Raw genomic sequence first — 23,549 nt, forward strand, 5'->3', positions numbered from 1 at the left:
TTTTTTTTACTGTCGCGTTGGCACTATCGCTGGCGCGCTTTTTCGCTCGCCCCAGCCAAGATTATTGCCTGCGGCAGCCAGCAGAATTAACACACCTCCCGCCATTTGTACCGCGCTTAATGTATGCCCGAACAGCGCGTTATCCACCACAATCGCCACCAGCGGATAGATAAACGACAGCGAGCCAATCAGCGGGGTGGGGAGCTTTTGGATCGCGCTATACAATAGTTGATACATCACGCCGGTATGTACAATGCCGAGCGTTAGCAGAATACCCCATGGCAATGTCCCGCCGGAGGTAGGCAGATGAACCAGCGGCAATAACATCACCGTGCCGGTCAATACCTGAATCAGGGCAATGTGCTGCGGCGGAAGTTGCTTAAGGTGGCGGGTGATTAACGCGGTGACAGCATAGAAAAAAGCAGCGCCCAGCGCCATGGCAATACCGATAAGCCACTGGGTGTTCGGGTGATGCAATTCACTGAGCAGCAGAAGCACAACGCCGGAAAATGCTGCCAGCAGCCATCCCCACTTCATAAGCGTAACACGCTCGCCGAGCAACATGCTCATCAGCACCAACATAAAAGGCTGGGTATTGTAGACCACGGTGGCCAGCCCTATTGAAATGCGGCTGTAAGCAGCGAACAGCAGCAGCCAGTTAATCACCAGCGCGATACCGCCCGCTATCGCCAGCAGTAACACCGGCAACGCAAGACGTGTGAACGGTAGTCTGCTAAAGCGGATAAAAAGAAATAGTGCGCCGGCGCCTATCAGGCAGCGCCAGAAAACGACATCAATTACCGGCAGACCGCTAAGCAGCACAAATGCGCCAATCGACCCGGAAATCAGCATTGCCAGGCTCATCTGCCAGGCGCCATTAGGGATAGTTTTCATTTTTCATCTCCTGAAGGTTGTTGGCATATTGTGAAAAAACGGCGGCCAGCTTTATATGGTTGTTGTAAGGTGTATGGCGATTAATTCCTTTAAAAATTAGGTGAAGATGATGGATTACCTTATTGACGATATCGACAGAGCAATTCTGGCCTCTCTGGCAGAGGATGCCCGCCAGTCATTGAAGGTGTTAAGTGCGAGAGTAGGGCTGACGTCACCGAGCACGGCAGAGCGCGTGAAACGGCTGGAGGAGCGCGGCGTGATTGAAGGCTATGGCGCGCGCGTAAACCTGACCGCACTGGATTACCGCTTGCAGGCGCTGGTGCGTGTTCGCCCGATGCCAGGCATGTTGCAGAAGGTGGATAAAATGCTCCAGGCGCTGCCGGAATGCATCGAATGCGACAAAGTGACAGGAGAAGACTGTTTTGTTATGCGGCTGGTGGTGCGCTCGATTGAGCAACTGGATACGTTGCTGGATGGTATTGCCGAATATGCGCAGTGTAATACGTCGATAGTGAAAAGCTCGCCGGTTAAACGGCGGTTACCGCCGCTGTGAGGCTCATCTGCCAGCCGCGCGGAGCGCCATCTTTTGCCGTTGTGGCAAGGTTTGCTCGCCTCGCCTGGGTCGAAGGTTCTCGTCCTTTTTGGCTCGGCAATACGATAAGAACAGAGCGGTTTGAAGAACTGGGTTTCATAAGATGAGAGGGTGGTGGGGGAAGGATTACTCGTCACTTCGTTCCTCGCCCTTCGGGCTGTTGCCTGCGGCAACGTTCTCTCGCATGCGCTCGAGTCGAACCTTAATCGAAGCTTCTCGTCCTTCCCGGATCGGTAATACATGCAGGAACTGAGAAGCTTGGGAATAGGGATTTATTTGAAAAGATGGTGGTGGGGGAAGGATTACTCGTCACTTCGTTCCTCGCCCTTCGGGCTGTTGCCTGCGGCAATGTTCTCTCGCTTTCGCTCGAGTCGAACCTTAGTCGAAGGTTCTCGTCCTTCCCCAAACGGTGAATGTGAAGGATTGGCGCAATTATTGAAACTGAGGATTTATTTAAAGATGGTGGTGGGGGAAGGATTACTCGTCACTTCGTTCCTCGCCCTTCGGGCCGTTGCCTGCGGCAACGTTCTCTCGCATGCGCTCGAGTCGAACCTTGGTCGAAGGTTCTCGTCCTTCCCCAAACGGAGAATGTGAAGGATTGGCGCAATTATTGAAACTGAGGATTTATTTAAAGATGGTGGTGGGGGAAGGATTACTCGTCACTTCGTTCCTCGCCCTTCGGGCCGTTGCCTGCGGCAACGTTCTCTCGCATGCGCTCGAGTCGAACCTTAGTCGAAGGTTCTCGTCCTTCCCCAAACGGTGAATGTGAAGGATTGGCGCAATTATTGAGACTGAGGATTTATTTGAAGAGATGGTGGTGGGGGAAGGATTCGAACCTTCGAAGTCGATGACGGCAGATTTACAGTCTGCTCCCTTTGGCCGCTCGGGAACCCCACCAGGGGAAAATCAAATTGTCGATGCAAGATGTAGATGGTGGTGGGGGAAGGATTATTCGTCACTTCGTTCCTCACCCTTCGGGTCGTTGCCTCTGGCAACGTTCTCTCGCCTTCGCTCGAGTCGAACCTTAATCGAAGGTTCTCACCCTTCCCGATAAGTGCAAGCATCAAAACCACTTAACGGTGTTATCACATCGCTGTGATGAATAATGGTGGTGGGGGAAGGATTCGAACCTTCGAAGTCGATGACGGCAGATTTACAGTCTGCTCCCTTTGGCCGCTCGGGAACCCCACCACGGGGCTACTACATTGTTGTGATGTTACGAAAGGGAAGGATTATTCGGAGCAAATGCTCCTCACCCTTCGGGCCGTTGCCTCTGGCAACGTTCTCTCGCTGGCACTCGAGTCGAACCTTCGAAGTCGATGACGGCAGATTTGCAGTCAGCTACCTTATGATCGCTCGGGAACCCCACCACGGGGTAAAGCTATTTGTTACTGGCCTGCTTCCATCTCGGGAAGCGCGGCGCATCATATCAAATGACGCGCCGCTGTAAAGCGTTGAAACGAGAAAAATGAATCAGTTGTCTGCTTTTTGCCCGTAACGATGCAAAGCCGAACAACGCATTAAATTAATGGTTAAAGAATAATCGTGCGATTGCCGTAAACGAACACGCGTTGTGCTAACACCTGATACAGCGCGCGGCTCAACACGTTCTTCTCGACATCCCGACCCGCGCGCATCATATCCTCGGCGGTATAGGTGTGATCCACATGAATCACGTCCTGCATAATGATTGGGCCTTCATCCAGATTGTCATTCACATAGTGCGCAGTAGCACCGATAATCTTCACGCCGCGCTCGTAAGCCTGATGATAAGGGCGGGCGCCAATGAAAGCGGGAAGGAATGAGTGGTGAATATTGATAATTTTATTCGGGAAGCGAGAGACAAACTCTGGCGTTAATACACGCATATATTTCGCCAGTACCACGTAATCCGGCTGGTGCGCTTCAATGGCCTGCGCCATCTGCTGGTCATGGGCCTCACGCGTCAGGCCTTCATGGCTAACCAGTTCAAACGGAATATCAAAACGCTCAACCAGAGAACGCAGCGTTTCATGGTTGCCAATCACGGCGGCAATATCGACATCCAGTCCGCCATAATTTGCTTTCATCAGCAAATCGCCAAGGCAGTGCGCCTCTTTGGTGACCAGAATGACAACGCGGCGACGACCGGCTGGATTCAGCTCGCGTACCGAACCTTCCGGGAGCGCGCTATCGAGATCCGCAAGCAATGTGGCATCGTTAAAAATACCTTCGAGCTCGGTACGCATAAAGAAACGCCCGGTGCGGTGATCGACAAATTCATTATTCTGCACAATGTTCAGTTCGTGCTTGTAACAAATATTGGTGATTCGCGCGATGAGGCCTTTCTGGTCTGGGCAAATGGTGCGCAAAATTTTACGTTGTGTTGAATGCATTGCCGGGTAAATCCTGTTGATGGTGTTTGCTATAAGGTGCTGGCAGGCTTATTGTCCGCAGCACTTTTTGAATTTTTTACCTGACCCGCAAGGGCAGGGATCGTTACGACCAAATTGCGGCCGCGTTCCGTCGATATAGTACCACTGGCCGTTCTCCTTTAAGAATCGGGAACGTTCGATAATTGCGCCGTCTTTACCGTGCTCATTAAACCGCGCCACAAAGCTGACGAAGCCTTCATTATCATTTTCGCCGTAAGCATGTTCAAATATCGTCAGTCCGCGCCATGTGGTCGCCGCGAAGCCCGCTTCAATTTGCTGGCGGAACGCCTCAGCGCCACAAGATGGGTGCCAGGTTTTTACCAGGTATTCTGACTGATGTAACACAAAAGCCGTATAGCGCGATCGCATCAAGCGTGACGGATCCGGCGCAACCTGCGTACCAGACAGATAAGGCTGGCAACATAGGCTATACTCCAGAGCGCTACCGCAAGGGCAAGACTGTGACAAAATAGCATTCCAGGAATAAAAATAACGGCGCGTTGGCGCCAGGGTAGCGATATGTTAACTGAGCCGTAGCGCTGTGGCTACAGTAAGCCGGGGGAAGTAAAATACGCGTAATGAGAAAGGTAAAAATTGGTCTGGCGCTAGGTTCCGGCGCGGCCAGAGGTTGGTCGCATATCGGCGTGATTAACGCATTACAACGCGCGGGTATCGAAATTGATATTGTGGCAGGGTGTTCCATTGGCTCACTGGTTGGTGCTGCTTACGCGTGTGGACGTCTGCCGTCGCTGGAAAAATGGGTACGCTCTTTTCGTTACTGGGATGTGCTGCGGCTGATGGATCTCTCCTGGCAGCGTGGTGGTCTGTTACGCGGTGAACGCGTGTTCAATCAGTATCGCCAGTTGTTGCCGTTCGCGGATTTTAGCCATTGCCAGAAACGCTTCGGCGCTGTGGCAACCAACCTTAGCACCGGGCGCGAGCTATGGTTCACCGAAGGGGATTTGCATCATGCTGTTCGCGCCTCCTGTAGTATGCCCGGGTTAATGTCACCGGTTCCGCATAATGGTTACTGGCTAGTGGATGGCGCGGTAGTGAATCCCGTACCGGTTTCCCTTACCCGCGCGTTAGGCGCGGATGTGGTGATTGCGGTGGATTTGCAGCATGACGCACACCTGATGCAGCAAGATCTGCTGTCGGTGAATCTTTCAAATAATGATAAAGACAGCGACGCGGTTGCCACGCAGCGCTGGCATCAACGCCTGCGTGAACGGCTGGGGCGGATAACGCCAAAACGGCCAATCGCGCCCACAGCAATGGAAATCATGAGCACCTCGATTCAGGTGCTTGAAAACCGGCTCAAACGTAATCGTATGGCTGGCGATCCGCCAGATATTCTGTTGCAACCTCTTTGCCCACAAATTTCGACACTCGATTTTCATCGGGCAGATGCCGCTATTGCAGCAGGGCAACTGGCGACAGAAAAGAAAATGGATGAGTTGCTTCCGTTAGTACGGACCCTTTCGTAAGTAGAGTTTTTATAGACTTCAGCAAATTCTGACAGGCGATTATCGGCGAAGCATGCCACTATTGATCTATCGTCAGGCAGGGGAGATAAGATGACGCAGCCGTTGACCGGAAAACAGATACTGATCGTTGAAGACGAGCCCGTTTTCCGCTCTCTGCTGGATTCGTGGTTGCAATCTTTAGGCGCGCTAACCCTGCTGGCGGAAGATGGGGTTGTCGCTCTTGAACTGTTGGTAGCTAATAATCCCGATCTTATGATTTGCGATCTTGCAATGCCGCGGATGAATGGCCTTGTTCTCATTGAGACGTTACGCAATCGGGGAATGCAAACACCGGTGCTTGTGATATCGGCGACAGAAAACATGGCGGATATCGCCAAAGCATTGCGTCTTGGCGTTCAGGATGTTGTTCTTAAACCCGTTAAAGATCTTAATCGATTAAAAGAAACGCTCTTCGCCTGTCTTTATCCCAATATGTTTAATTCACGCGTTGAGGAAGAGGAGCGTTTGTTCCAGGACTGGGACGCGCTGGTCGATAATCCACAGGCCGCGGCGAATTTATTGCAGGAACTTCAGCCACCGGTACAACAAGTTATTTCCGGTTGTCGGGTTAATTATCGCCAACTGGTTTCTGTTGAAAACCCCGGTCTGGTGCTGGATATCGCGCCGATATCAGGCCAGGATCTCGCGTTTTATTGCCTGGACGTGACGCGGGCAGAAAATAACGGCGTGCTGGCGGCGCTGCTGCTGCGCGCCTTATTTAATGGGTTACTACAAGAACAACTTTCTCACCAGCGTCAGCGTTTACCCGAGATGGGCGCGCTGCTCAAGCAGGTAAATCAATTATTGCACCAGGCTAATTTACCCGGCCAGTTTCCGCTACTTGTGGGTTATTACCACAGTGAATTGAAAAACCTGATACTCGTTTCGGCTGGTCTTAACGCAACGTTAAATACCGGCGATCATCAAATTCAAATCAGCAATGGGGTGCCTCTCGGTACGCTTGGCAATACCTATTTTAATCAGCTGAGCCAGCGTTGCGACTCCTGGCAATGTCAGGTATGGGGCGCTGGCGGGCGTCTGCGTTTAATGTTGAGCGCGGAATGAGCGATCGAATCATACATTGCAGATAGATTTACCCACCGCATAAAAACGGGTGGTACTATCGCCGCAGTTTATGCGTATTAGTCCTAATTAGATGTAAGCGCGTCCTTTTCAGACCTGGTCGATGGGTTGGTACTGATATACTCAGACGCGAGTTAATTCATGAACATGTTCAAGCATGGACAGTCCAGGAGATTTTCAATGGCTGCAATAAATTCGAAAGTGACTAAAGCAGTAATCCCGGTTGCGGGATTGGGAACCAGGATGTTACCAGCGACTAAGGCAATTCCTAAAGAAATGTTACCGCTGGTTGATAAGCCATTAATTCAGTATGTCGTAAATGAGTGTATCGCTGCCGGCATTACTGAAATCGTTCTGGTAACACATTCATCTAAAAACTCTATCGAAAACCACTTCGATACCAGCTTCGAACTCGAAGCAATGCTGGAAAAACGCGTAAAACGTCAGTTGCTGGAAGAAGTGCAGTCTATTTGCCCTCCGCACGTAACTATTATGCAGGTGCGTCAGGGGCTGGCGAAAGGGCTGGGTCATGCCGTATTGTGCGCGCACCCGGTTGTAGGTAACGAACCCGTAGCGGTTATTCTGCCCGACGTTATTCTGGATGAATTTGAATCCGATCTCTCCCAGGATAACCTGGCAGAGATGATTAAACGTTTTGACGAAACCGGTGCCAGCCAGATCATGGTTGAACCTGTGGATGATGTTACCGCTTACGGCGTGGTGGATTGCAAAGGCGCAACGCTGAATCCGGGTGATAGCGTTCCAATGGTGGGCGTGGTTGAAAAACCGAAAGCTAACGTGGCACCTTCTAATCTTGCCGTTGTAGGTCGTTATGTTCTGAGCGCAGAAATTTGGCCGCTGCTGGCGAAAACACCTCCGGGAGCGGGTGATGAGATCCAGCTTACCGATGCTATCGATATGCTAATCGAAAAAGAAACCGTAGAAGCCTATCACATGAAAGGCAAAAGCCATGACTGCGGTAATAAACTTGGCTATATGCGCGCATTCGTAGAGTACGGTATTCGTCACAATTCGCTGGGCGAGGAATTTAAAGCCTGGCTTGAAGAAACCGTCGGCGCCGGGAAAGCATAATACGCTTTCTTTAGTCTGAATAAGGCAGGAGTTAATAGTGCATTGCACTGCTTATCTCCTGCCTTTTTTATTTATGAATGTTCCGAATGAAAAGATTACGGCAAAGCTGCGCAGAAGATATCGCACAAAACAATAAATGAATTGACCAGGATTTGAGCAATAAGCATTTGAGAAACGTATATTCCAAACGCCATACACTATATTTGTGAAGAGAATGTGTGCTTTGTCAAAAAAAATCCCGCCAGTTGGCGGGATCCTTTTGAAATCTGGCTTGATTACTCTTCGATCAGGAAATCGTCAAGTTGTTTGCCTTGTTCGTCCATTGCTTTTTTGATTACTGCCGGAGTACGACCCTGACCCGTCCAGGTTTTGGTCTCGCCATTTTCATCAACATAGCTATATTTAGCCGGGCGTGCTGCACGTTTTGCTTTAGTACCGGTTTTAGCGGTAACCATGCTGTTCAGCAATTCGTTCGGATCAATACCGTCAGCGATGAGCATTTCACGATATTGCTGTAATTTACGCGTACGCTCTTCAACTTCAGCTGCGGCAGCGCTTTCTTCCTCGCGGCGCTCATTAACCACAACTTCTAATTTCTCCAGCATCTCTTCGAGCGTTTCCAGAGTGCATTCTCTTGCTTGCGCACGAAGAGTACGGATGTTGTTCAGAATTTTAAGTGCTTCGCTCATTGTAGTAATCTCAAACTTATATTGGGGTGGTTTGTCGGGCTAATAATAGAGCGTTAATTTCGCCAGTGCAATAGCTGTGAATGTAAGGAATTCAAAATGCCGCTTTATTAAGTCGATTTATAAATATCGCTAACTTAAATTTTTCTTGAAGAAACGCACAAAAAACATCTTATACCGATGTACTGGCAGCGCCTTTGACGGCGTGTTTATGCATAAACTTCTGATTAATCTGATCCGCGTTTATAGCCGTTATGGATAAATATCGACCTTGAGTATTCCAGCGTTGAATGTGCTTCTTCCTTAAATTATTAATAATTTCCGTATACTGGGGTGAGAATGTTCCGATTAAAAAAATTTGTAAGATCATGAATTTCTTATTGCTGTTTCTTTGGCAGTAACAACTCAGATGATTAACTATTGGAATATCTATGAGTCTGCTATCGGGGATTGATTTACTTCAATCGCGGAGCAACGGCAGGATGACCAGATAAAATATGGTACACTCCGCGCCGGGAATATCACACTTTGATTGGGGTTTTGCACGCAATGGCACAGCTTTATTTCTACTATTCAGCAATGAATGCGGGGAAATCAACGGCGTTATTACAATCCTCTTACAATTATCAGGAAAGAGGGATGCGCACGGTGGTTTACACCGCCGAAATTGACGATCGCTTCGGAGCAGGCAAGGTTAGCTCTCGTATCGGCTTATCTTCACCAGCGCGTTTGTTTAATCACAACTCATCGCTGTTTGACGAAATCAACGCTGAGCATCAACAACAAGCTGTGCATTGTGTGCTGGTCGACGAGTGCCAGTTTTTAACGCGCGAGCAGGTGTATGCGTTATCTGAAGTTGTCGATCAACTGGATATTCCGGTGCTCTGTTACGGTTTGCGCACGGATTTTCGCGGTGAGTTATTTGTGGGTAGCCAATATTTGCTGGCCTGGTCAGATAAACTGGTCGAGCTGAAAACTGTCTGTTTCTGTGGGCGTAAAGCCAGTATGGTGCTGCGCCTTGATCAAGAGGGGCGTCCTTATAACGAAGGCGAACAGGTGGTTATTGGCGGCAATGAACGCTATATTTCCGTGTGCCGCAAACACTACAAAGAAGCCCTGCAAGAGGGATCTCTAACGGCGATTCAGCAACGCGTCAGAGGTTAGCTTTTCGCTTCTTCTCTTTAGCAATAAAAAACCCGCCGAAGCGGGTTTTTTATTAGCATTAACAATTAAGCGGGTTTCTTCGCTTTTTTGTCTGTTTTAACGGGAGCAGCTTCAGCTTTCACTACCGCCACTTCACCTTCTTTGTACTCACGACCGTAGAAAGTATCCAGCAGGATCTGTTTAAGTTCGGAGATCAGCGGGTAGCGCGGGTTCGCACCAGTACACTGGTCATCAAACGCATCTTCAGACAGCTTATCCACGTTTGCCAGGAAGTCAGCTTCCTGTACACCAGCTTCACGGATAGATTTCGGAATACCCAGTTCAGCTTTGATGCTTTCCAGCCAAGCCAGCAGTTTTTCGATTTTCGCTGCGGTACGGTCACCGGCAGAAGTCAGACCTAAATGGTCGGCGATTTCTGCATAACGGCGGCGCGCCTGCGGGCGGTCATACTGACTGAACGCAGTCTGTTTAGTCGGGTTGTCGTTCGCGTTATAGCGAATAACGTTACAGATAAGCAGGGCGTTAGCCAGACCGTGCGGAATATGGAACTGCGAACCCAGTTTGTGCGCCATGGAGTGGCACACACCAAGGAAGGCGTTGGCAAAGGCGATACCAGCGATGGTAGCGGCGCTATGCACGCGTTCACGAGCAACCGGGTTTTTTGAGCCTTCGTTGTAAGAGGCTGGCAGGTTCTCTTTCAGCAATTTCAGCGCTTGCAGTGCCTGGCCGTCAGAGAACTCAGAAGCCAGTACGGAAACGTAAGCTTCCAGTGCATGAGTTACCGCATCCAGGCCACCGAAGGCACACAGGGATTTCGGCATATCCATCACCAGGTTGGCATCGACAATCGCCATATCCGGCGTCAGAGCATAGTCTGCTAGTGGATATTTCTGACCTGTTGCATCATCGGTTACTACCGCAAACGGCGTAACTTCAGAACCGGTACCGGAAGTAGTGGTGATAGCGATCATTTTCGCTTTCACGCCCATTTTCGGGAACTTATAGATACGTTTACGGATATCCATAAAGCGCAGCGCCAGCTCTTCGAAATGGGTTTCCGGATGTTCGTACATCACCCACATAATTTTCGCGGCGTCCATCGGGGAACCGCCACCCAGAGCGATAATTACGTCTGGTTTAAACGAGTTCGCCAATTCAGCGCCTTTACGCACGATGGTCAGTGTTGGGTCTGCTTCAACTTCAAAGAACACTTCGGTTTCAACGCCAGCCGCTTTCAGCACAGAAGTGATCTGGTCTGCATAACCGTTGTTGAACAGGAAACGGTCAGTCACGATAAGCGCGCGTTTGTGACCATCAGTAATCACTTCATCCAGCGCGATTGGCAGAGAGCCACGGCGGAAGTAGATAGATTTCGGAAGTTTGTGCCACAACATGTTTTCAGCTCGCTTAGCAACGGTTTTCTTGTTGATCAGGTGTTTCGGACCAACGTTTTCAGAGATGGAGTTACCACCCCAGGAACCACAACCCAGAGTCAGGGAAGGCGCGAGTTTAAAGTTATACAGGTCACCGATACCACCCTGAGAAGCCGGGGTGTTAATCAGGATACGCGCGGTTTTCATCTTCTGACCGAAGTGAGCAACGCGATCCGGCTGGTTATCCTGGTCGGTATACAGGCAAGAGGTATGACCGATACCGCCCATAGCGACAAGTTTCTCTGCTTTTTCGACCGCGTCTTCGAAATCTTTCGCGCGGTACATGGCAAGCGTCGGTGACAGTTTTTCGTGGGCGAACGGCTCACTCTCATCGACAACTTTCACTTCACCAATCAGGATCTTAGTGGTCGTTGGAACGGTGAAACCGGCCAGTTCAGCGATTTTATAAGCAGGCTGACCAACAATAGCGGCGTTGAGCGCGCCATTTTTCAGGATAATGTCCTGAACTGCTTTCAACTCTTTACCCTGAAGCAGGTAACCGCCGTGGCTTGCAAAACGCTCACGGACCGCGTCATAAACAGAGTCAACTACGACAACGGACTGTTCAGAAGCACAGATAACGCCGTTATCGAAGGTTTTAGACATCAGTACAGATGCCACTGCACGTTTGATATCGGCAGTTTCATCAATCACAACCGGGGTGTTACCCGCGCCTACACCGATAGCCGGTTTACCGGAACTGTACGCTGCTTTCACCATGCCCGGACCGCCAGTAGCGAGGATCAGGTTGATATCCGGGTGATGCATCAGTGCGTTAGACAGTTCTACAGACGGTTGATCAATCCAGCCGATGAGATCTTTCGGGGCACCAGCCGCAATGGCTGCTTGCAGTACGATATCGGCAGCTTTGTTGGTCGCATCTTTAGCGCGAGGATGTGGAGAGAAGATGATCGCGTTACGGGTTTTCAGGCTAATCAGCGATTTAAAGATAGCGGTAGAGGTTGGGTTAGTGGTCGGAACGATACCACAGATAATGCCGATTGGTTCTGCGATGGTAATTGTGCCGAAGGTGTCATCTTCTGACAGCACGCCGCAGGTTTTCTCATCTTTATACGCGTTATAAATATATTCGGAAGCGAAGTGGTTTTTAATCACTTTGTCTTCAACGATACCCATGCCAGATTCGGCAACCGCCATTTTTGCCAGCGGGATACGAGCATCTGCGGCAGCCAGAGCGGCAGCACGGAAGATTTTATCTACTTGCTCTTGAGTAAAGTTGGCATATTCACGCTGGGCTTTCTTCACGCGTTCAACGAGTGCGTTAAGTTCAGCGACATTAGTAACAGCCATAATGCTCTCCTGATAATGTTTAAACTCTTTTAGTAAACCAGCTGCCTAATTGGAAAGTATAGACAGACCGGCTGCAGGTTGCGTAAATTTCATAAAAACAAAGAGTTAACGCTAAACCATCCACCACTGATTTACTGAAAGAGCCTCGAGGATACAACGCACTTACTGACACTTTTGAGCTCTTTTCGTGCCATCAAGATTACCCACTTCTGAGTAAGCAATGCGTGATCTACATCAAATTTCAGCGAAGCTGACACCTTTCAGCAGCCCATTTTTGGGCGTTTGTAGCAAATGTTAATGGCATATGGCCAGGCGCGCTCTAAGATTATCACAATTCCCACAACTGAATAACATGCTGTATTGCTGCGAATTTCCACGGAAATCATGATGAACTACGCGGCGAAAACGCGTATCTTCTGCATGGATTTTCCTGTCGCGCCGATAGGTTATTTATCTGACAACGTTACGAAACCTACTGTGGAGCACATCGTGTTCGATCTTCCCCTCTATTTTAAATTTTTTATTGGCCTGTTTGCGTTGGTCAACCCGGTCGGCATTATTCCGGTCTTTATCAGCATGACCAGCTACCAGATGACCGCCGCGCGGAATAAAACGAATCTCACCGCCAATCTGTCCGTGGCCATTATTCTCTGGACGTCGTTGTTTCTTGGTGATGCCATATTGCAGCTGTTTGGTATTTCGATCGATTCGTTTCGTATAGCCGGGGGCATTCTGGTGGTGACTATCGCCATGTCGATGATCAGCGGGAAACTGGGGGAAGATAAGCAGAATAAACAAGAAAAGTCAGAAACGGCCATCCGCGAAAGTATCGGCGTGGTACCACTCGCTTTGCCTTTAATGGCGGGGCCGGGGGCAATCAGTTCTACCATCGTTTGGGGAACACGCTATCACACCGTTGAGCATTTGATCGGTTTCACCGTGGCGATCGCGCTGTTTGCGCTCAGCTCCTGGGGGCTATTTCGTATCGCGCCCTGGCTGGTGCGTTTGCTTGGGCAAACGGGTATCAACGTCATCACACGTATTATGGGGTTATTACTTATGGCGCTGGGTATTGAGTTTATTGTCGCGGGGGCGAGATCGCTTTTTCCTGGTTTGCTGAACTGATTCACTTCTTCCTTTAATAAGGAAATAAAAGGCTATCGTTATGCTTTCATTTATATAGCGATAACCGTTTTATATTGCAAATATGGCTGTAAAGGAACGCGCAAAATCAGCAAAACATATGACGAAACCGCAAAACGGCGGGAAGTATAATAAATTACACTAATCAGAAAATCTGTTTTCTATCAGTGAATTATAAGTATAACGAATCTCCTCTGTGCGGAATTCGCGCAATCGCACCTGTTATTTCTGTCACATAATACTATTGGGCTTGCCGTGACATAATTGAAATGATATTAGTACTTTCAATCTTCTCGCAGATGAATGTGCTAAAAAGTAGTCAATTGTTGCTTTTTTGTGCAAAAAAGCACAGCATCAGTCGAAAAACATCACATGGCGGTGATGTTCATTTATCTCATTGATAATAATAGATAAAAAAGTAACAGGGAGGCTGAAAAGCTATCGCCTGTCGGTTGATGCTGTGTCGTAAAAGAGAAATGGTTAACAAATTTGCAAAATGTATTGGCGACAGAAGAGGGCATTTGTTATTTTCCGCCCATTATGTTTCTCGACCTTATAATTTGCAGAATAAACAGCTCAGATGAGAATCGTTTTCATATAAAACGGTTGTCATAGTGAATACAGCGCGCCTCGACAGGGGAGGCGCGTAACAGAATCGACGCAAGATTGCCGTTTGAGCAGTCCGTAATAAAAAAGTCGGTGATAGCAGCAGTAAAAAAAGATGTCTGATAGCGCCAAAAAGCTCCTGCGCTATACAGGCCCCCAACAGGGGATGAAACACGCTGACGTGAACGTCAGTAATTATAATGAGTGGAGTAACAACACAATGTCCATCATCACTAAGAAAAGTCTGGTAGCTGCGGGGATTTTGACTGCACTGATTACCGGTAACGCGGCAATGGCTGCCGATGTACCGGCAGGAGTTCAACTGGCGGATAAGCAAACGCTGGTGCGTAACAACGGTTCTGAAGTTCAATCTCTCGACCCGCATAAAATCGAAGGGGTTCCTGAATCCAATATCAACCGCGACCTGTTTGAAGGTCTGCTGATTTCCGATGTTCAGGGTCATCCAACAGCCGGTGTTGCAGAGACGTGGGATAATAAAGATTTTAAAGTTTGGACCTTCCATCTGCGTAAAAATGCGAAATGGTCCGACGGTACGCCTGTAACGGCGCATGATTTTGTTTATAGCTGGCAGCGTCTGGCGGATCCGAAAACCGCTTCTCCGTATGCGAGCTATCTGCAGTACGGCCACATCGCCAATATCGACGATGTTATCGCTGGCAAAAAACCGACCAGCGATCTTGGCGTAAAAGCAATAGATGATTACACCTTTGAAGTCACCCTGAGCGAGCCGGTTCCTTATTTCTATAAACTGCTGGTTCACCCATCTGTTTCCGCTGTGCCTAAAGCCACCATTGAGAAATTCGGCGAAAAATGGACGCAACCAGCTAACATCGTGACCAACGGTGCATACAAACTGAAAGATTGGGTGGTCAACGAACGTATCGTTCTTGAGCGCAACACCAATTACTGGGATAACGCGAAAACCGTTATTAACCAGGTTACTTACCTGCCAATCTCTTCTGAAGTAACAGACGTTAACCGCTACCGCAGCGGCGAAATCGACATGACTTATAACAACATGCCGATCGAACTGTTCCAGAAGCTGAAAAAAGAGATCCCTAAAGAAGTACACGTCGACCCGTACCTGTGTACTTACTACTATGAAATCAACAACCAGAAAGCCCCGTTCACTGACGTTCGCGTTCGTACCGCGCTGAAACTGGCGCTGGATCGCGACATCATCGTCAACAAAGTGAAAAACCAGGGCGATCTGCCGGCATACAGCTACACACCGCCATACACCGATGGTGCAAAATTGACTGAACCGGCCTGGTTCAAAATGACCCAGGAACAGCGCAACGCTGAAGCGAAAAAACTGCTGGCCGAAGCTGGCTACACCGCAGACAAACCGCTGTCGTTCAGTCTGCTGTATAACACCTCCGATCTGCATAAAAAACTGGCGATCGCTGTGGCTTCCATCTGGAAGAAAAACCTCGGCGTAGACGTTAAGCTTGAAAACCAGGAGTGGAAAACCTTCCTCGACACGCGTCATCAGGGCACCTTTGATGTTGCACGTGCGGGCTGGTGTGCGGACTACAACGAGCCGACCTCCTTCCTGAACACCATGCTTTCTGACAGCTCCAACAACACCGCGCACTATAAGAGCCCGGCGTTTGACAAGCTGATCGGCGACACGCTGAAAGTCACTGACGAAGCACAGCGCAGTGAGCTTTATTCCAAAGCTGAACAGCAACTGGATAAAGACTCGGCGATCGTTCCGGTTTACTACTACGTGAACGCCCGTCTGGTGAAAACCTGGGTTGGTGGCTACACCGGTAAAGACCCGATGGATAATATCTACGTTAAAAACTTGTATATTATCAAGCATTAATGGCAATGAGTGGGGCAGGGCGTCCTGCCCCACAGTGTCTTATTTTATCGCACCAGAACACACATCGGTCGCAGGCTTAACCGCCTGAAAGAGAATGTGTAAAAGGCACAGGCCAGAAGGTACGGGCAATGTTGAAATTTATCCTACGTCGCTGTCTTGAAGCGATCCCAACACTTTTCATTCTTATTACCATCTCGTTCTTTATGATGCGTCTCGCGCCGGGAAGTCCATTTACCGGTGAACGTGCGCTGGCGCCAGAGGTCATGGCGAATATTGAAGCGAAATATCATTTAAACGACCCAATCACCACGCAATATTTCAGTTATCTGAAACAGCTGGCGCATTTCGATTTCGGGCCGTCATTCAAATACAAAGACTACACGGTGAATGACCTGGTAGCGGCAAGCTTCCCGGTTTCCGCAAAATTAGGTGCGGCGGCCTTTATTCTGGCCATTGTCTTTGGCGTTACGGCCGGTGTTATCGCCGCGCTTAACCAAAATACCAAATGGGATTATACGGTGATGGGGTTGGCAATGACCGGGGTTGTTATCCCGAGTTTTGTTGTCGCACCGTTATTGGTGATGATCTTTGCCATCGTACTGAAGTGGCTGCCTGCGGGTGGCTGGAACGGCGGGGCGTTGAAATTCATGATCCTGCCGATGGTGGCGTTGTCTCTGGCCTATATCGCCAGCATTGCACGTATCACCCGTGGTTCGATGATAGAAATTCTGCACTCCAACTTTATCCGCACAGCGCGTGCGAAAGGGTTGCCGATGCGCCGAATCATTTTCCGCCATGCGCTCAAACCTGCGCTTTTGCCGGTGCTCTCCTACATGGGGCCTGCGTTCGTCGGCATCATTACCGGTTCCATGGTTATCGAGACCATTTATGGTCTGCCGGGTATCGGCCAGCTGTTCGTTAACGGCGCGCTGAACCGCGACTATTCTCTGGTATTAAGCCTTACTATTCTGGTCGGCACGCTGACTATCATGTTTAACGCGATTGTTGATGTGCTCTATGCCGTTATCGATCCGAAGATTCGTTATTAATACTGGAGTTCGCCATGATGTTAAGTAAGAAAAACAGCGAGGCGCTGGAAAACTTCAGTGAGAAACTTGAAGTCGAAGGACGAAGCCTGTGGCAGGACGCACGCCGTCGCTTTATGCATAACCGCGCTGCGGTAGCTAGCCTGGTCGTATTACTACTGATTGCTTTATTTGTGACTCTGGCACCGATGCTGTCGCAGTTTAGTTATTTCGATACCGACTGGGGCATGATGTCGAGCCAGCCGGATATCGAGTCCGGTCACTATTTTGGTACAGACTCTTCCGGTCGCGACCTGCTGGTGCGCGTGGCAATCGGCGGGCGTATCTCGTTGATGGTCGGTATTGCCGCCGCGCTGGTGGCCGTTATCCTGGGCACGCTGTACGGTTCACTTTCAGGTTATCTGGGCGGCAAAACAGACTCAGTGATGATGCGTTTGCTGGAGATCCTCAACTCCTTCCCATTCATGTTCTTCGTGATCCTGCTGGTGACGTTCTTTGGGCAAAACATTCTGCTCATCTTTGTTGCTATCGGTATGGTGTCCTGGCTCGATATGGCGCGTATTGTGCGTGGCCAGACTTTGAGCCTGAAACGTAAAGAGTTTATCGAAGCGGCGCAGGTCGGCGGGGTTTCTACCGCTAATATCGTTGTGCGCCACATTGTGCCAAACGTACTGGGCGTGGTGGTGGTGTATGCCTCACTGCTGGTGCCAAGCATGATCCTGTTCGAATCCTTCCTGAGCTTCCTCGGCCTGGGTACCCAGGAGCCGCTGAGCAGCTGGGGCGCGCTGTTAAGTGATGGTGCGAACTCGATGGAAGTGTCGCCGTGGTTACTGCTGTTCCCGGCAGGTTTCCTGGTTATCACTTTGTTCTGTTTTAACTTTATCGGCGATGGCCTGCGTGATGCCCTCGATCCGAAAGACCGTTAAGGAGTGCTGTTATGAGCATAACTGAAACCTCATTCGCGTCGGTGACGCAGCAGCAATCCAATCTCCTGCTGGACGTGAAAGATCTGCGTGTAACCTTCCAGACCCCGGATGGCGATGTCACGGCGGTGAATGACCTGAACTTCTCGCTGCGTGCTGGTGAAACGCTGGGTATCGTGGGCGAATCAGGTTCCGGTAAATCCCAGACTGCATTTGCGCTGATGGGGTTACTGGCGGCGAACGGACGCATTGGCGGCTCGGCAACGTTTAACGGCAAAGAGATCCTTAACCTGCCGGAGCCGGCGCTCAACAAACTGCGCGCCGAGCAGATCTCGATGATTTTCCAGGATCCAATGACCTCGCTGAACCCATATATGCGCGTGGGCGAGCAGTTGATGGAAGTCCTGATGTTGCACAAAGGCATGAACAAAGCGGAAGCATTTGAAGAGTCGGTTAAAATGCTCGACGCGGTGAAAATGCCGGAAGCGCGTAAACGCATGCGCATGTACCCGCACGAGTTTTCTGGTGGTATGCGCCAGCGCGTAATGATCGCAATGGCGTTATTGTGTCGACCAAAACTGCTGATTGCCGATGAACCGACCACCGCGCTGGACGTGACTGTACAGGCGCAGATCATGACCCTGTTGAACGAGCTGAAACGTGAATTCAACACCGCAATCATTATGATCACCCATGACCTTGGCGTTGTCGCCGGCATCTGTGACAAAGTGCTGGTGATGTACGCTGGTCGTACCATGGAGTATGGCAAAGCGCGCGATGTGTTCTACCAGCCATCGCATCCGTACTCTATCGGCCTGCTGAATGCGGTACCGCGCCTCGACACTGAAGGCGAAGCGTTGTTGACCATTCCTGGCAACCCGCCGAACCTGCTGCGCCTGCCAAAAGGCTGCCCGTTCCAGCCGCGCTGCCCGCATGCGATGGAAATCTGTAACAGTGCTCCACCGCTGGAGGAGTTTGCCCCGGGCCGTTTGCGCGCCTGCTTTAAATCGGTGGAGGAATTGGTATGAATGCCGCGATTGATGAGAGAAAAGTGCTACTGGAAATCGCCGATTTAAAGGTGCATTTCGACATTAAAGATGGCAAACAGTGGTTCTGGCAACCGCCGAAAACGCTGAAAGCAGTTGATGGCGTCACGCTGCGTCTGTACGAAGGGGAAACTCTTGGCGTGGTGGGTGAATCCGGTTGCGGTAAGTCGACTTTTGCCCGCGCCATCATTGGCCTGGTGAAAGCCACCGACGGAAAAGTGGCCTGGTTGGGTAAAGATCTGCTGGGCATGAAGCAGGAAGAGTGGCGCGCTGTACGCAGCGATATCCAGATGATTTTCCAGGATCCGCTGGCATCACTGAACCCACGTATGACCATCGGTGAAATCATCGCCGAACCGCTGCGCACCTATCATCCGAAAATGTCGCGCCAGGAAGTGCGCGATCGCGTTAAAACGATGATGATGAAAGTGGGACTGCTGCCGAACCTGATTAACCGCTATCCGCACGAGTTCTCCGGTGGTCAGTGTCAGCGTATCGGTATTGCCCGCGCGCTGATCCTCGAACCGAAGCTGATCATTTGTGATGAACCGGTTTCCGCGCTGGATGTATCAATCCAGGCGCAGGTCGTTAACCTGTTGCAACAACTGCAACGTGAAATGGGGCTGTCGCTGATCTTTATCGCTCACGACCTGGCGGTAGTGAAGCATATCTCCGACCGTGTGCTGGTAATGTACCTCGGCCATGCGGTAGAGCTAGGCACTTATGATGAGGTGTATCAGAACCCGCTGCACCCGTATACCAAAGCGCTGATGTCGGCGGTGCCGGTTCCGGACCCGGATCGGGAAAAGAACAAGACGATACAGTTGCTGGAAGGGGATTTGCCGTCACCAATCAACCCGCCGTCGGGCTGCGTGTTCCGTACTCGCTGCCCGATTGCCGGGCCTGAGTGCGCACAGACACGTCCGGTGCTGGAGGGCAGCTTCCGTCATGCGGTCTCCTGCCTGAAAGTCGACCCGCTATAATCCACCCATATAAAAAGGGCTGACAGTTGTCAGCCCTTTTTCTTTTCTCTTTCCGCGCTTATTCGCGCCAGAGAATATGGCAAAGTTTGTGATCTTTTTCGCGGCACAGTAATACGCGTGCGAAAATGTCATTGATCTCGCCGCCATCGGTATCCGCAAGGCCAATGACCACTTCAGCGAAGAAGTCCGGGTTTAAATCGTAATCCACATGTTCCTGCCAGTCTTCGCCCGGATCAAACAACTCAGCGCCGCCACGCTCTTCAAACTGTAAGTTGAAAAGAATGATGTCCGCCGGGTCGAGATTATCCGCTGCCAGTTCGAGGAAGATGTCGTAAGCCTGCTCAAGGGTTTCGTCTTCGGTCAGGCGATTATTCAGATCCATTTCCATGATTACCTCTTCACGTCTGTTGGGCACGTTTTACAGCAACGGGCTGAAGAAGTAAAACAGTCGTTCAGCAATGCGGTGCCAGAACGGCCGTTTTACCCACAAACGCGCGTCAAGTAAGCGGGAGCGGGAGATGTAATCATCCTGCACGGCCGCCAGATCGCCACCAAAGCCGGCATCGTCAATCACCAGCGTGATTTCGAAATTGAGCCACAGGCTACGCATATCCAGATTTACGGTACCAATGAGGCTCAGTTCGCCATCCACCAGCACGCTTTTGGTGTGCAGCAACCCGCCTTCGAACTGATAAATCTTTACGCCTGCGGCCAGCAACTCGCCAAAAAATGCCCGACTGGCCCAGCCAACCAGCAGCGAGTCATTTTTACGCGGCAAAATGATACTCACGTCCACACCGCGCTGCGCCGCAGTACAAATCGCATGCAGCAGGTCGTCGCTGGGCACGAAATAGGGCGTGGTCATAATTAAATATTCGCGTGATGCGTAGACGGCAGTCAGCAACGCCTGGTGGATCAGATCTTCGGGAAACCCAGGTCCGGAGGCAATGGTGTGAATGGTGTGCCCGCTGGCTTCCTCAAAAGGCATGATATTGGCGTCAGGCGGCGGGGGAAGAATGCGTTTTCCGGTTTCTATTTCCCAGTCGCAAGAGTAAATAATCCCCATTGCCGTGGCGATCGGACCTTCCATCCGCGCCATCAAATCGACCCATTGACCGACGCCAGCATCTTGCTTAAAGAAGCGCGGATCGACCAGATTCATGCTGCCGGTGTAGGCGATGTAATTGTCTATCAAAACGATTTTTCGATGCTGGCGTAAATCCATGCGGCGCAGAAAAACACGCATTAAATTCACCTTCAGCGCCTCGACTACTTCAATGCCGGAGTTTCGCATCATGGTTACCCACGGGCTGCGAAAAAACGTCACGCTGCCCGCGGAATCCAGCAACAGGCGACAGTGCACGCCACGGCGCGCTGCAGCCATTAACGATTCGGCCACCTGATCCGCCATTCCGCCGGGTTGCCAGATGTAAAACACCATCTCGATATTGTGGCGGGCGAGCTGAATATCACGAATCAATGCCTGCATCACATCATCAGTCGAGGTGAGTAACTGCAACTGGTTACCCTTAACCCCGGCGATCCCCTGGCGTCGCTCGCAGAGCTTGAAAAGAGATGACGCCACGCCGCTGTTTTCGGTCGCAAAAATGTGCTTGAAATTTTTTAGATCATTCAGCCACTTGGCGGTAGAAGGCCACATAGCGCGAGCGCGCTCGGCGCGACGTTTTCCGAGGTGAAGTTCGCCAAGGGAAAGATAGGCGATGATCCCAACCAGCGGCAGGATATAAATAATCAATAACCACGCCATCGCGGAGGTGACCGCGCGGCGTTTCATCAATATGCGCAGTGTTACACCAGCAATCAGTAGCCAGTAACCTAAGACAATCAGCCAACTCATTACCGTGTAAAAAGCGGACATAGATAAAAATCCTTTTAAAAAACCGTATCTCATGAGTGTACGCATCCGCATTCATCTGGCAAATAAAAACGCCGAAAAGCGCTGGCCTGGCGAAGTTGACGGACTATAATGGCGTTTCTGTTAAGTTTTGAGTTGTAAAAATGAAGCGTAGTCGAACGGAAGTGGGGCGCTGGCGTATGCTGCGGCAGATGAGCCGCCGTAAAGCGCGCTGGCTGGAAGCGCAGTCACGACGCAATATGCGCATCCACGCCATCAGGAAATGTGGCGTAAACCGTCATCGTAATGTGCTGTTATTCGCTATTTACGATCTTTAATATCCGGGCACCGAACAGGTGCCCGCGATCGTTTCTGGGCTTAATGCTAAAGAGGGAGTTGCCGTATGTCGGTAATGGATAGTCTGTTGGCTTTTACCTTCGCCGCCACGCTTTTGACATTAACACCGGGGCTGGATACAGCGCTGATACTACGCACCGCGACAGTTGAAGGGCGCAAAGAGGCTTTTAAAGCGCAGATGGGGATCAACACCGGTTGTCTTATCTGGGGCGCAATGGTGGCGTTTGGTCTGGGCGCACTGATCGCAGTCTCTGAGCTGGCGTACAATATCCTGAAATATTGCGGCGCTGCCTATTTATGCTGGTTGGGTCTGAACATGCTGCTGCGCCCGCGCAGATCGTTTGCTGCGGTGGACGCAAGCGATACGAAATCGCAGAACTGGTTTATCAAAGGGATGTTCGGCAACGTACTTAACCCGAAAGTGGGCATTTTTTATGTCTCATTTCTGCCACAGTTTATCCCGCAGGGGCAACCGTTGATCGCGTGGACTTTTGGCCTGGTTTTTATTCATCTTTTACTGGGCACCTGCTGGTCGACGCTGCTGATTTCTGCCACGCGCCCATTGGCGTCATTCCTGCGTAAAGAAAAAGTCATACGCTGGATGGATCGCTGCACTGGGATGGTCTTTTTGCTGTTTGCCACCCGTCTGGCGCTGAGTAAACGTTAATATGTCCGGTAACCCATATGAATAAAGAAGCCTTTATCTTTCTCGGTATTGCCATTGTGATGGAAGTGATTGCCACCACGGCGCTGAAATCTTCCGACAGCTTTACCCGTTTGTTACCCGGCATTATCAGTATTGCCGGGTATTGCATTGCATTCTGGTGCCTGACAATTACTATGCGCACTCTTCCGACCGGGGTGATTTATGCCATCTGGTCCGGTGCAGGTATTGTGCTGATAGGTCTTGCCGGCTGGCTTGTACATGGGCAAAAACTGGATATGCCGGCAATCATGGGGATGGGGTTAATTATCGCCGGGGTGGTGATTATTAATCTTTTTTCCAAAAGCGTTGGGCATTAAATAATAAACCGCCAGACTTCAGCGATCTGCCTGTTAAAAAATCTCTTTCGCAACAGACGGGCATATATATCGGTGTCGGGCGAGTTCGTTAATACGCCGCGATTTGCGCAGGCGCTGAACTCACCAGCCGGATGTAAAGTGCCGCCAGGTTCTGAAGCAGCCTTTAAAGTAAAAGACCCGCCGTGGCGGGTCTTTTCTTTTTAGAATACTTTTTTGAACGGTTTCACCGTCACGTTCTGATAAACCCCGGCAGCAACGTAGGGATCGGCTTCTGCCCAGGACTTCGCCGCTTCCAGCGATTCAAACTCAGCAATCACCGTCGAGCCAGTGAAACCCGCCGCTCCCGGATCGTTGCTGTCGACAGCAGGCATTGGGCCAGCTGTCAGCAGGCGTCCTTCATCGTGCAGCAGTTGCAGTCTTGCCAGATGGGCAGGGCGCACGGACAAACGTTTTTCGAGCGAGTCAGCAATATCTTCAGCAAAAATAACGTACAGCACGGGCGGAACTCCTAACAGATAAG

Annotated in this window: 22 protein-coding genes, 2 tRNA genes and 6 other RNA genes; 14 read left to right on the top strand and 16 right to left on the bottom strand. The window is 50.4% G+C overall.

The genetic code is table 11. The features are described from left to right. Positions 1–6: 6 nt before the first annotated feature. Positions 7–894 (bottom strand): DMT family transporter, encoded by an 888-nt coding sequence (locus JKP81_RS05020; RefSeq protein ID WP_200550813.1) that lies wholly within the window; start codon positions 892–894, stop codon positions 7–9. A 109-nt stretch (positions 895–1,003) separates the two neighbouring features. Here JKP81_RS05020 and JKP81_RS05025 point away from each other — a divergent pair, with 109 nt between their 5' ends. Then, positions 1,004–1,447 carry an Lrp/AsnC family transcriptional regulator gene (locus tag JKP81_RS05025; RefSeq protein ID WP_200551070.1) on the top strand — a complete coding sequence of 148 codons (444 nt, stop codon included), beginning with the start codon at positions 1,004–1,006 and terminating at the stop codon, positions 1,445–1,447. 148 nt (positions 1,448–1,595) lie between these two features. Here the strand turns inward: JKP81_RS05025 and JKP81_RS05030 are convergent. The 10 genes from JKP81_RS05030 to JKP81_RS05075 form a co-directional block, all read right to left on the bottom strand. Further along, positions 1,596–1,727, bottom strand: a non-coding RNA gene (locus JKP81_RS05030) — RtT sRNA. 44 nt (positions 1,728–1,771) lie between these two features. Then, positions 1,772–1,903: non-coding RNA, RtT sRNA (locus JKP81_RS05035), on the bottom strand. Between the two features lie 43 nt (positions 1,904–1,946). After that, positions 1,947–2,078: non-coding RNA, RtT sRNA (locus JKP81_RS05040), on the bottom strand. 43 nt (positions 2,079–2,121) lie between these two features. Continuing rightward, positions 2,122–2,253: non-coding RNA, RtT sRNA (locus JKP81_RS05045), on the bottom strand. Positions 2,254–2,298: 45 nt separating this feature from the next. Beyond that, positions 2,299–2,383 (bottom strand) — tRNA-Tyr (locus tag JKP81_RS05050). A gap of 34 nt (positions 2,384–2,417) precedes the next feature. Then, a non-coding RNA gene (locus tag JKP81_RS05055) (RtT sRNA) lies at positions 2,418–2,549 on the bottom strand. A 43-nt stretch (positions 2,550–2,592) separates the two neighbouring features. Continuing rightward, a tRNA-Tyr gene (locus tag JKP81_RS05060) sits at positions 2,593–2,677 on the bottom strand. A 26-nt stretch (positions 2,678–2,703) separates the two neighbouring features. Next, a non-coding RNA gene (locus tag JKP81_RS05065) (RtT sRNA) lies at positions 2,704–2,845 on the bottom strand. A gap of 173 nt (positions 2,846–3,018) precedes the next feature. Further along, positions 3,019–3,861, bottom strand: coding sequence for a formyltetrahydrofolate deformylase (gene purU, locus JKP81_RS05070; RefSeq protein ID WP_016495830.1), 843 nt, complete (start codon positions 3,859–3,861; stop codon positions 3,019–3,021). 48 nt (positions 3,862–3,909) lie between these two features. Then, positions 3,910–4,368: a YchJ family protein gene (locus JKP81_RS05075; protein ID WP_200550814.1), complete on the bottom strand. Its 459-nt coding sequence runs from the start codon at positions 4,366–4,368 to the stop codon at positions 3,910–3,912. A gap of 110 nt (positions 4,369–4,478) precedes the next feature. Here JKP81_RS05075 and rssA point away from each other — a divergent pair, with 110 nt between their 5' ends. From rssA to galU, 3 genes are all read left to right on the top strand, one after another. Further along, positions 4,479–5,387, top strand: coding sequence for a patatin-like phospholipase RssA (rssA, locus tag JKP81_RS05080; protein ID WP_200550815.1), 909 nt, complete (start codon positions 4,479–4,481; stop codon positions 5,385–5,387). A 90-nt stretch (positions 5,388–5,477) separates the two neighbouring features. Next, a complete protein-coding gene (rssB, locus tag JKP81_RS05085; protein ID WP_200550816.1) occupies positions 5,478–6,491 on the top strand; it encodes a two-component system response regulator RssB in 1,014 nt (337 codons plus the stop codon). 198 nt (positions 6,492–6,689) lie between these two features. Then, positions 6,690–7,601, top strand: a complete 912-nt coding sequence (galU, locus tag JKP81_RS05090) for a UTP--glucose-1-phosphate uridylyltransferase GalU (protein WP_200550817.1) — start codon at positions 6,690–6,692, stop codon at positions 7,599–7,601. A gap of 275 nt (positions 7,602–7,876) precedes the next feature. Here galU and hns read toward each other — a convergent pair whose 3' ends face one another. Continuing rightward, complete coding sequence (gene hns / locus JKP81_RS05095; protein ID WP_017457162.1) at positions 7,877–8,290, bottom strand: histone-like nucleoid-structuring protein H-NS; 414 nt, start codon at positions 8,288–8,290, stop codon at positions 7,877–7,879. 546 nt (positions 8,291–8,836) lie between these two features. Here hns and tdk point away from each other — a divergent pair. Next, entirely contained in the window at positions 8,837–9,451 is a 615-nt protein-coding gene (gene tdk, locus JKP81_RS05100) for a thymidine kinase (protein WP_200550818.1), read from the top strand. Between the two features lie 65 nt (positions 9,452–9,516). On the opposite strand, the gene adhE is transcribed toward tdk, so the two are convergent. Then, positions 9,517–12,195 (bottom strand): bifunctional acetaldehyde-CoA/alcohol dehydrogenase, encoded by a 2,679-nt coding sequence (gene adhE, locus JKP81_RS05105; protein ID WP_200550819.1) that lies wholly within the window; start codon positions 12,193–12,195, stop codon positions 9,517–9,519. 486 nt (positions 12,196–12,681) lie between these two features. On the opposite strand from adhE, the gene JKP81_RS05110 reads away from it, so the two are divergent. The 6 genes from JKP81_RS05110 to oppF all read left to right on the top strand — a co-directional run bounded on the left by JKP81_RS05110 (position 12,682) and on the right by oppF (position 19,794). Next, a complete protein-coding gene (locus tag JKP81_RS05110) occupies positions 12,682–13,320 on the top strand; it encodes a YchE family NAAT transporter (RefSeq protein WP_370447798.1) in 639 nt (212 codons plus the stop codon). Between the two features lie 844 nt (positions 13,321–14,164). Beyond that, positions 14,165–15,796: an oligopeptide ABC transporter substrate-binding protein OppA gene (oppA, locus tag JKP81_RS05115; protein ID WP_200550820.1), complete on the top strand. Its 1,632-nt coding sequence runs from the start codon at positions 14,165–14,167 to the stop codon at positions 15,794–15,796. 128 nt (positions 15,797–15,924) lie between these two features. Continuing rightward, positions 15,925–16,845 (top strand): oligopeptide ABC transporter permease OppB, encoded by a 921-nt coding sequence (oppB, locus tag JKP81_RS05120; RefSeq protein ID WP_200550821.1) that lies wholly within the window; start codon positions 15,925–15,927, stop codon positions 16,843–16,845. Between the two features lie 14 nt (positions 16,846–16,859). Next, a complete protein-coding gene (oppC, locus tag JKP81_RS05125; RefSeq protein ID WP_200550822.1) occupies positions 16,860–17,768 on the top strand; it encodes an oligopeptide ABC transporter permease OppC in 909 nt (302 codons plus the stop codon). A gap of 11 nt (positions 17,769–17,779) precedes the next feature. Continuing rightward, positions 17,780–18,793, top strand: a complete 1,014-nt coding sequence (locus tag JKP81_RS05130; protein ID WP_200550823.1) for an ABC transporter ATP-binding protein — start codon at positions 17,780–17,782, stop codon at positions 18,791–18,793. After that, positions 18,790–19,794, top strand: coding sequence for a murein tripeptide/oligopeptide ABC transporter ATP-binding protein OppF (oppF, locus tag JKP81_RS05135; protein WP_200550824.1), 1,005 nt, complete (start codon positions 18,790–18,792; stop codon positions 19,792–19,794). Before JKP81_RS05130 ends, oppF begins: the two co-directional genes overlap by 4 nt. Positions 19,795–19,852: 58 nt before the next feature. Here the strand turns inward: oppF and JKP81_RS05140 are convergent, their stop codons facing one another. Both JKP81_RS05140 and cls read right to left on the bottom strand, forming a co-directional pair. Then, entirely contained in the window at positions 19,853–20,182 is a 330-nt protein-coding gene (locus tag JKP81_RS05140; protein ID WP_016495844.1) for an HI1450 family dsDNA-mimic protein, read from the bottom strand. A 30-nt stretch (positions 20,183–20,212) separates the two neighbouring features. Then, on the bottom strand, positions 20,213–21,673 hold the full coding sequence (gene cls / locus JKP81_RS05145) for a cardiolipin synthase (RefSeq protein ID WP_200550825.1): 1,461 nt from the start codon (positions 21,671–21,673) through the stop codon (positions 20,213–20,215). 140 nt (positions 21,674–21,813) lie between these two features. Here cls and JKP81_RS05150 point away from each other — a divergent pair, with 140 nt between their 5' ends. The 3 genes from JKP81_RS05150 to JKP81_RS05160 all read left to right on the top strand — a co-directional run bounded on the left by JKP81_RS05150 (position 21,814) and on the right by JKP81_RS05160 (position 23,029). After that, positions 21,814–21,987: a YciY family protein gene (locus JKP81_RS05150; protein ID WP_017457170.1), complete on the top strand. Its 174-nt coding sequence runs from the start codon at positions 21,814–21,816 to the stop codon at positions 21,985–21,987. A gap of 65 nt (positions 21,988–22,052) precedes the next feature. Next, complete coding sequence (locus tag JKP81_RS05155; protein WP_200550826.1) at positions 22,053–22,673, top strand: LysE family translocator; 621 nt, start codon at positions 22,053–22,055, stop codon at positions 22,671–22,673. 17 nt (positions 22,674–22,690) lie between these two features. Further along, positions 22,691–23,029 carry an SMR family transporter gene (locus tag JKP81_RS05160; RefSeq protein WP_200550827.1) on the top strand — a complete coding sequence of 113 codons (339 nt, stop codon included), beginning with the start codon at positions 22,691–22,693 and terminating at the stop codon, positions 23,027–23,029. Positions 23,030–23,229: 200 nt separating this feature from the next. On the opposite strand, the gene JKP81_RS05165 is transcribed toward JKP81_RS05160, so the two are convergent. Further along, positions 23,230–23,526, bottom strand: a complete 297-nt coding sequence (locus JKP81_RS05165; RefSeq protein WP_016495849.1) for a YciI family protein — start codon at positions 23,524–23,526, stop codon at positions 23,230–23,232. Positions 23,527–23,549: the final 23 nt, after the last annotated feature.

Origin of the sequence: Kosakonia sp. LAM2021 (genome assembly GCF_016620385.1) — a bacterium.
Lineage (GTDB): Bacteria > Pseudomonadota > Gammaproteobacteria > Enterobacterales > Enterobacteriaceae > Kosakonia > Kosakonia sacchari.

Excerpts from the sequence above, each read along its gene's own strand:
- JKP81_RS05020 (WP_200550813.1), bottom strand. The coding sequence starts at position 894 with ATGAAAACTATCCCTAATGGCGCCTGGCAGATGAGCCTGGCAATGCTG.
- JKP81_RS05025 (WP_200551070.1), top strand. The coding sequence starts at position 1,004 with ATGGATTACCTTATTGACGATATCGACAGAGCAATTCTGGCCTCTCTG.
- purU (WP_016495830.1), bottom strand. The coding sequence starts at position 3,861 with ATGCATTCAACACAACGTAAAATTTTGCGCACCATTTGCCCAGACCAG.
- rssA (WP_200550815.1), top strand. The coding sequence starts at position 4,479 with ATGAGAAAGGTAAAAATTGGTCTGGCGCTAGGTTCCGGCGCGGCCAGA.
- rssB (WP_200550816.1), top strand. The coding sequence starts at position 5,478 with ATGACGCAGCCGTTGACCGGAAAACAGATACTGATCGTTGAAGACGAG.
- galU (WP_200550817.1), top strand. The coding sequence starts at position 6,690 with ATGGCTGCAATAAATTCGAAAGTGACTAAAGCAGTAATCCCGGTTGCG.
- hns (WP_017457162.1), bottom strand. The coding sequence starts at position 8,290 with ATGAGCGAAGCACTTAAAATTCTGAACAACATCCGTACTCTTCGTGCG.
- tdk (WP_200550818.1), top strand. The coding sequence starts at position 8,837 with ATGGCACAGCTTTATTTCTACTATTCAGCAATGAATGCGGGGAAATCA.
- adhE (WP_200550819.1), bottom strand. The coding sequence starts at position 12,195 with ATGGCTGTTACTAATGTCGCTGAACTTAACGCACTCGTTGAACGCGTG.
- oppA (WP_200550820.1), top strand. The coding sequence starts at position 14,165 with ATGTCCATCATCACTAAGAAAAGTCTGGTAGCTGCGGGGATTTTGACT.
- oppB (WP_200550821.1), top strand. The coding sequence starts at position 15,925 with ATGTTGAAATTTATCCTACGTCGCTGTCTTGAAGCGATCCCAACACTT.
- oppC (WP_200550822.1), top strand. The coding sequence starts at position 16,860 with ATGATGTTAAGTAAGAAAAACAGCGAGGCGCTGGAAAACTTCAGTGAG.
- JKP81_RS05130 (WP_200550823.1), top strand. The coding sequence starts at position 17,780 with ATGAGCATAACTGAAACCTCATTCGCGTCGGTGACGCAGCAGCAATCC.
- oppF (WP_200550824.1), top strand. The coding sequence starts at position 18,790 with ATGAATGCCGCGATTGATGAGAGAAAAGTGCTACTGGAAATCGCCGAT.
- JKP81_RS05140 (WP_016495844.1), bottom strand. The coding sequence starts at position 20,182 with ATGGAAATGGATCTGAATAATCGCCTGACCGAAGACGAAACCCTTGAG.
- cls (WP_200550825.1), bottom strand. The coding sequence starts at position 21,673 with ATGTCCGCTTTTTACACGGTAATGAGTTGGCTGATTGTCTTAGGTTAC.
- JKP81_RS05150 (WP_017457170.1), top strand. The coding sequence starts at position 21,814 with ATGAAGCGTAGTCGAACGGAAGTGGGGCGCTGGCGTATGCTGCGGCAG.
- JKP81_RS05155 (WP_200550826.1), top strand. The coding sequence starts at position 22,053 with ATGTCGGTAATGGATAGTCTGTTGGCTTTTACCTTCGCCGCCACGCTT.
- JKP81_RS05160 (WP_200550827.1), top strand. The coding sequence starts at position 22,691 with ATGAATAAAGAAGCCTTTATCTTTCTCGGTATTGCCATTGTGATGGAA.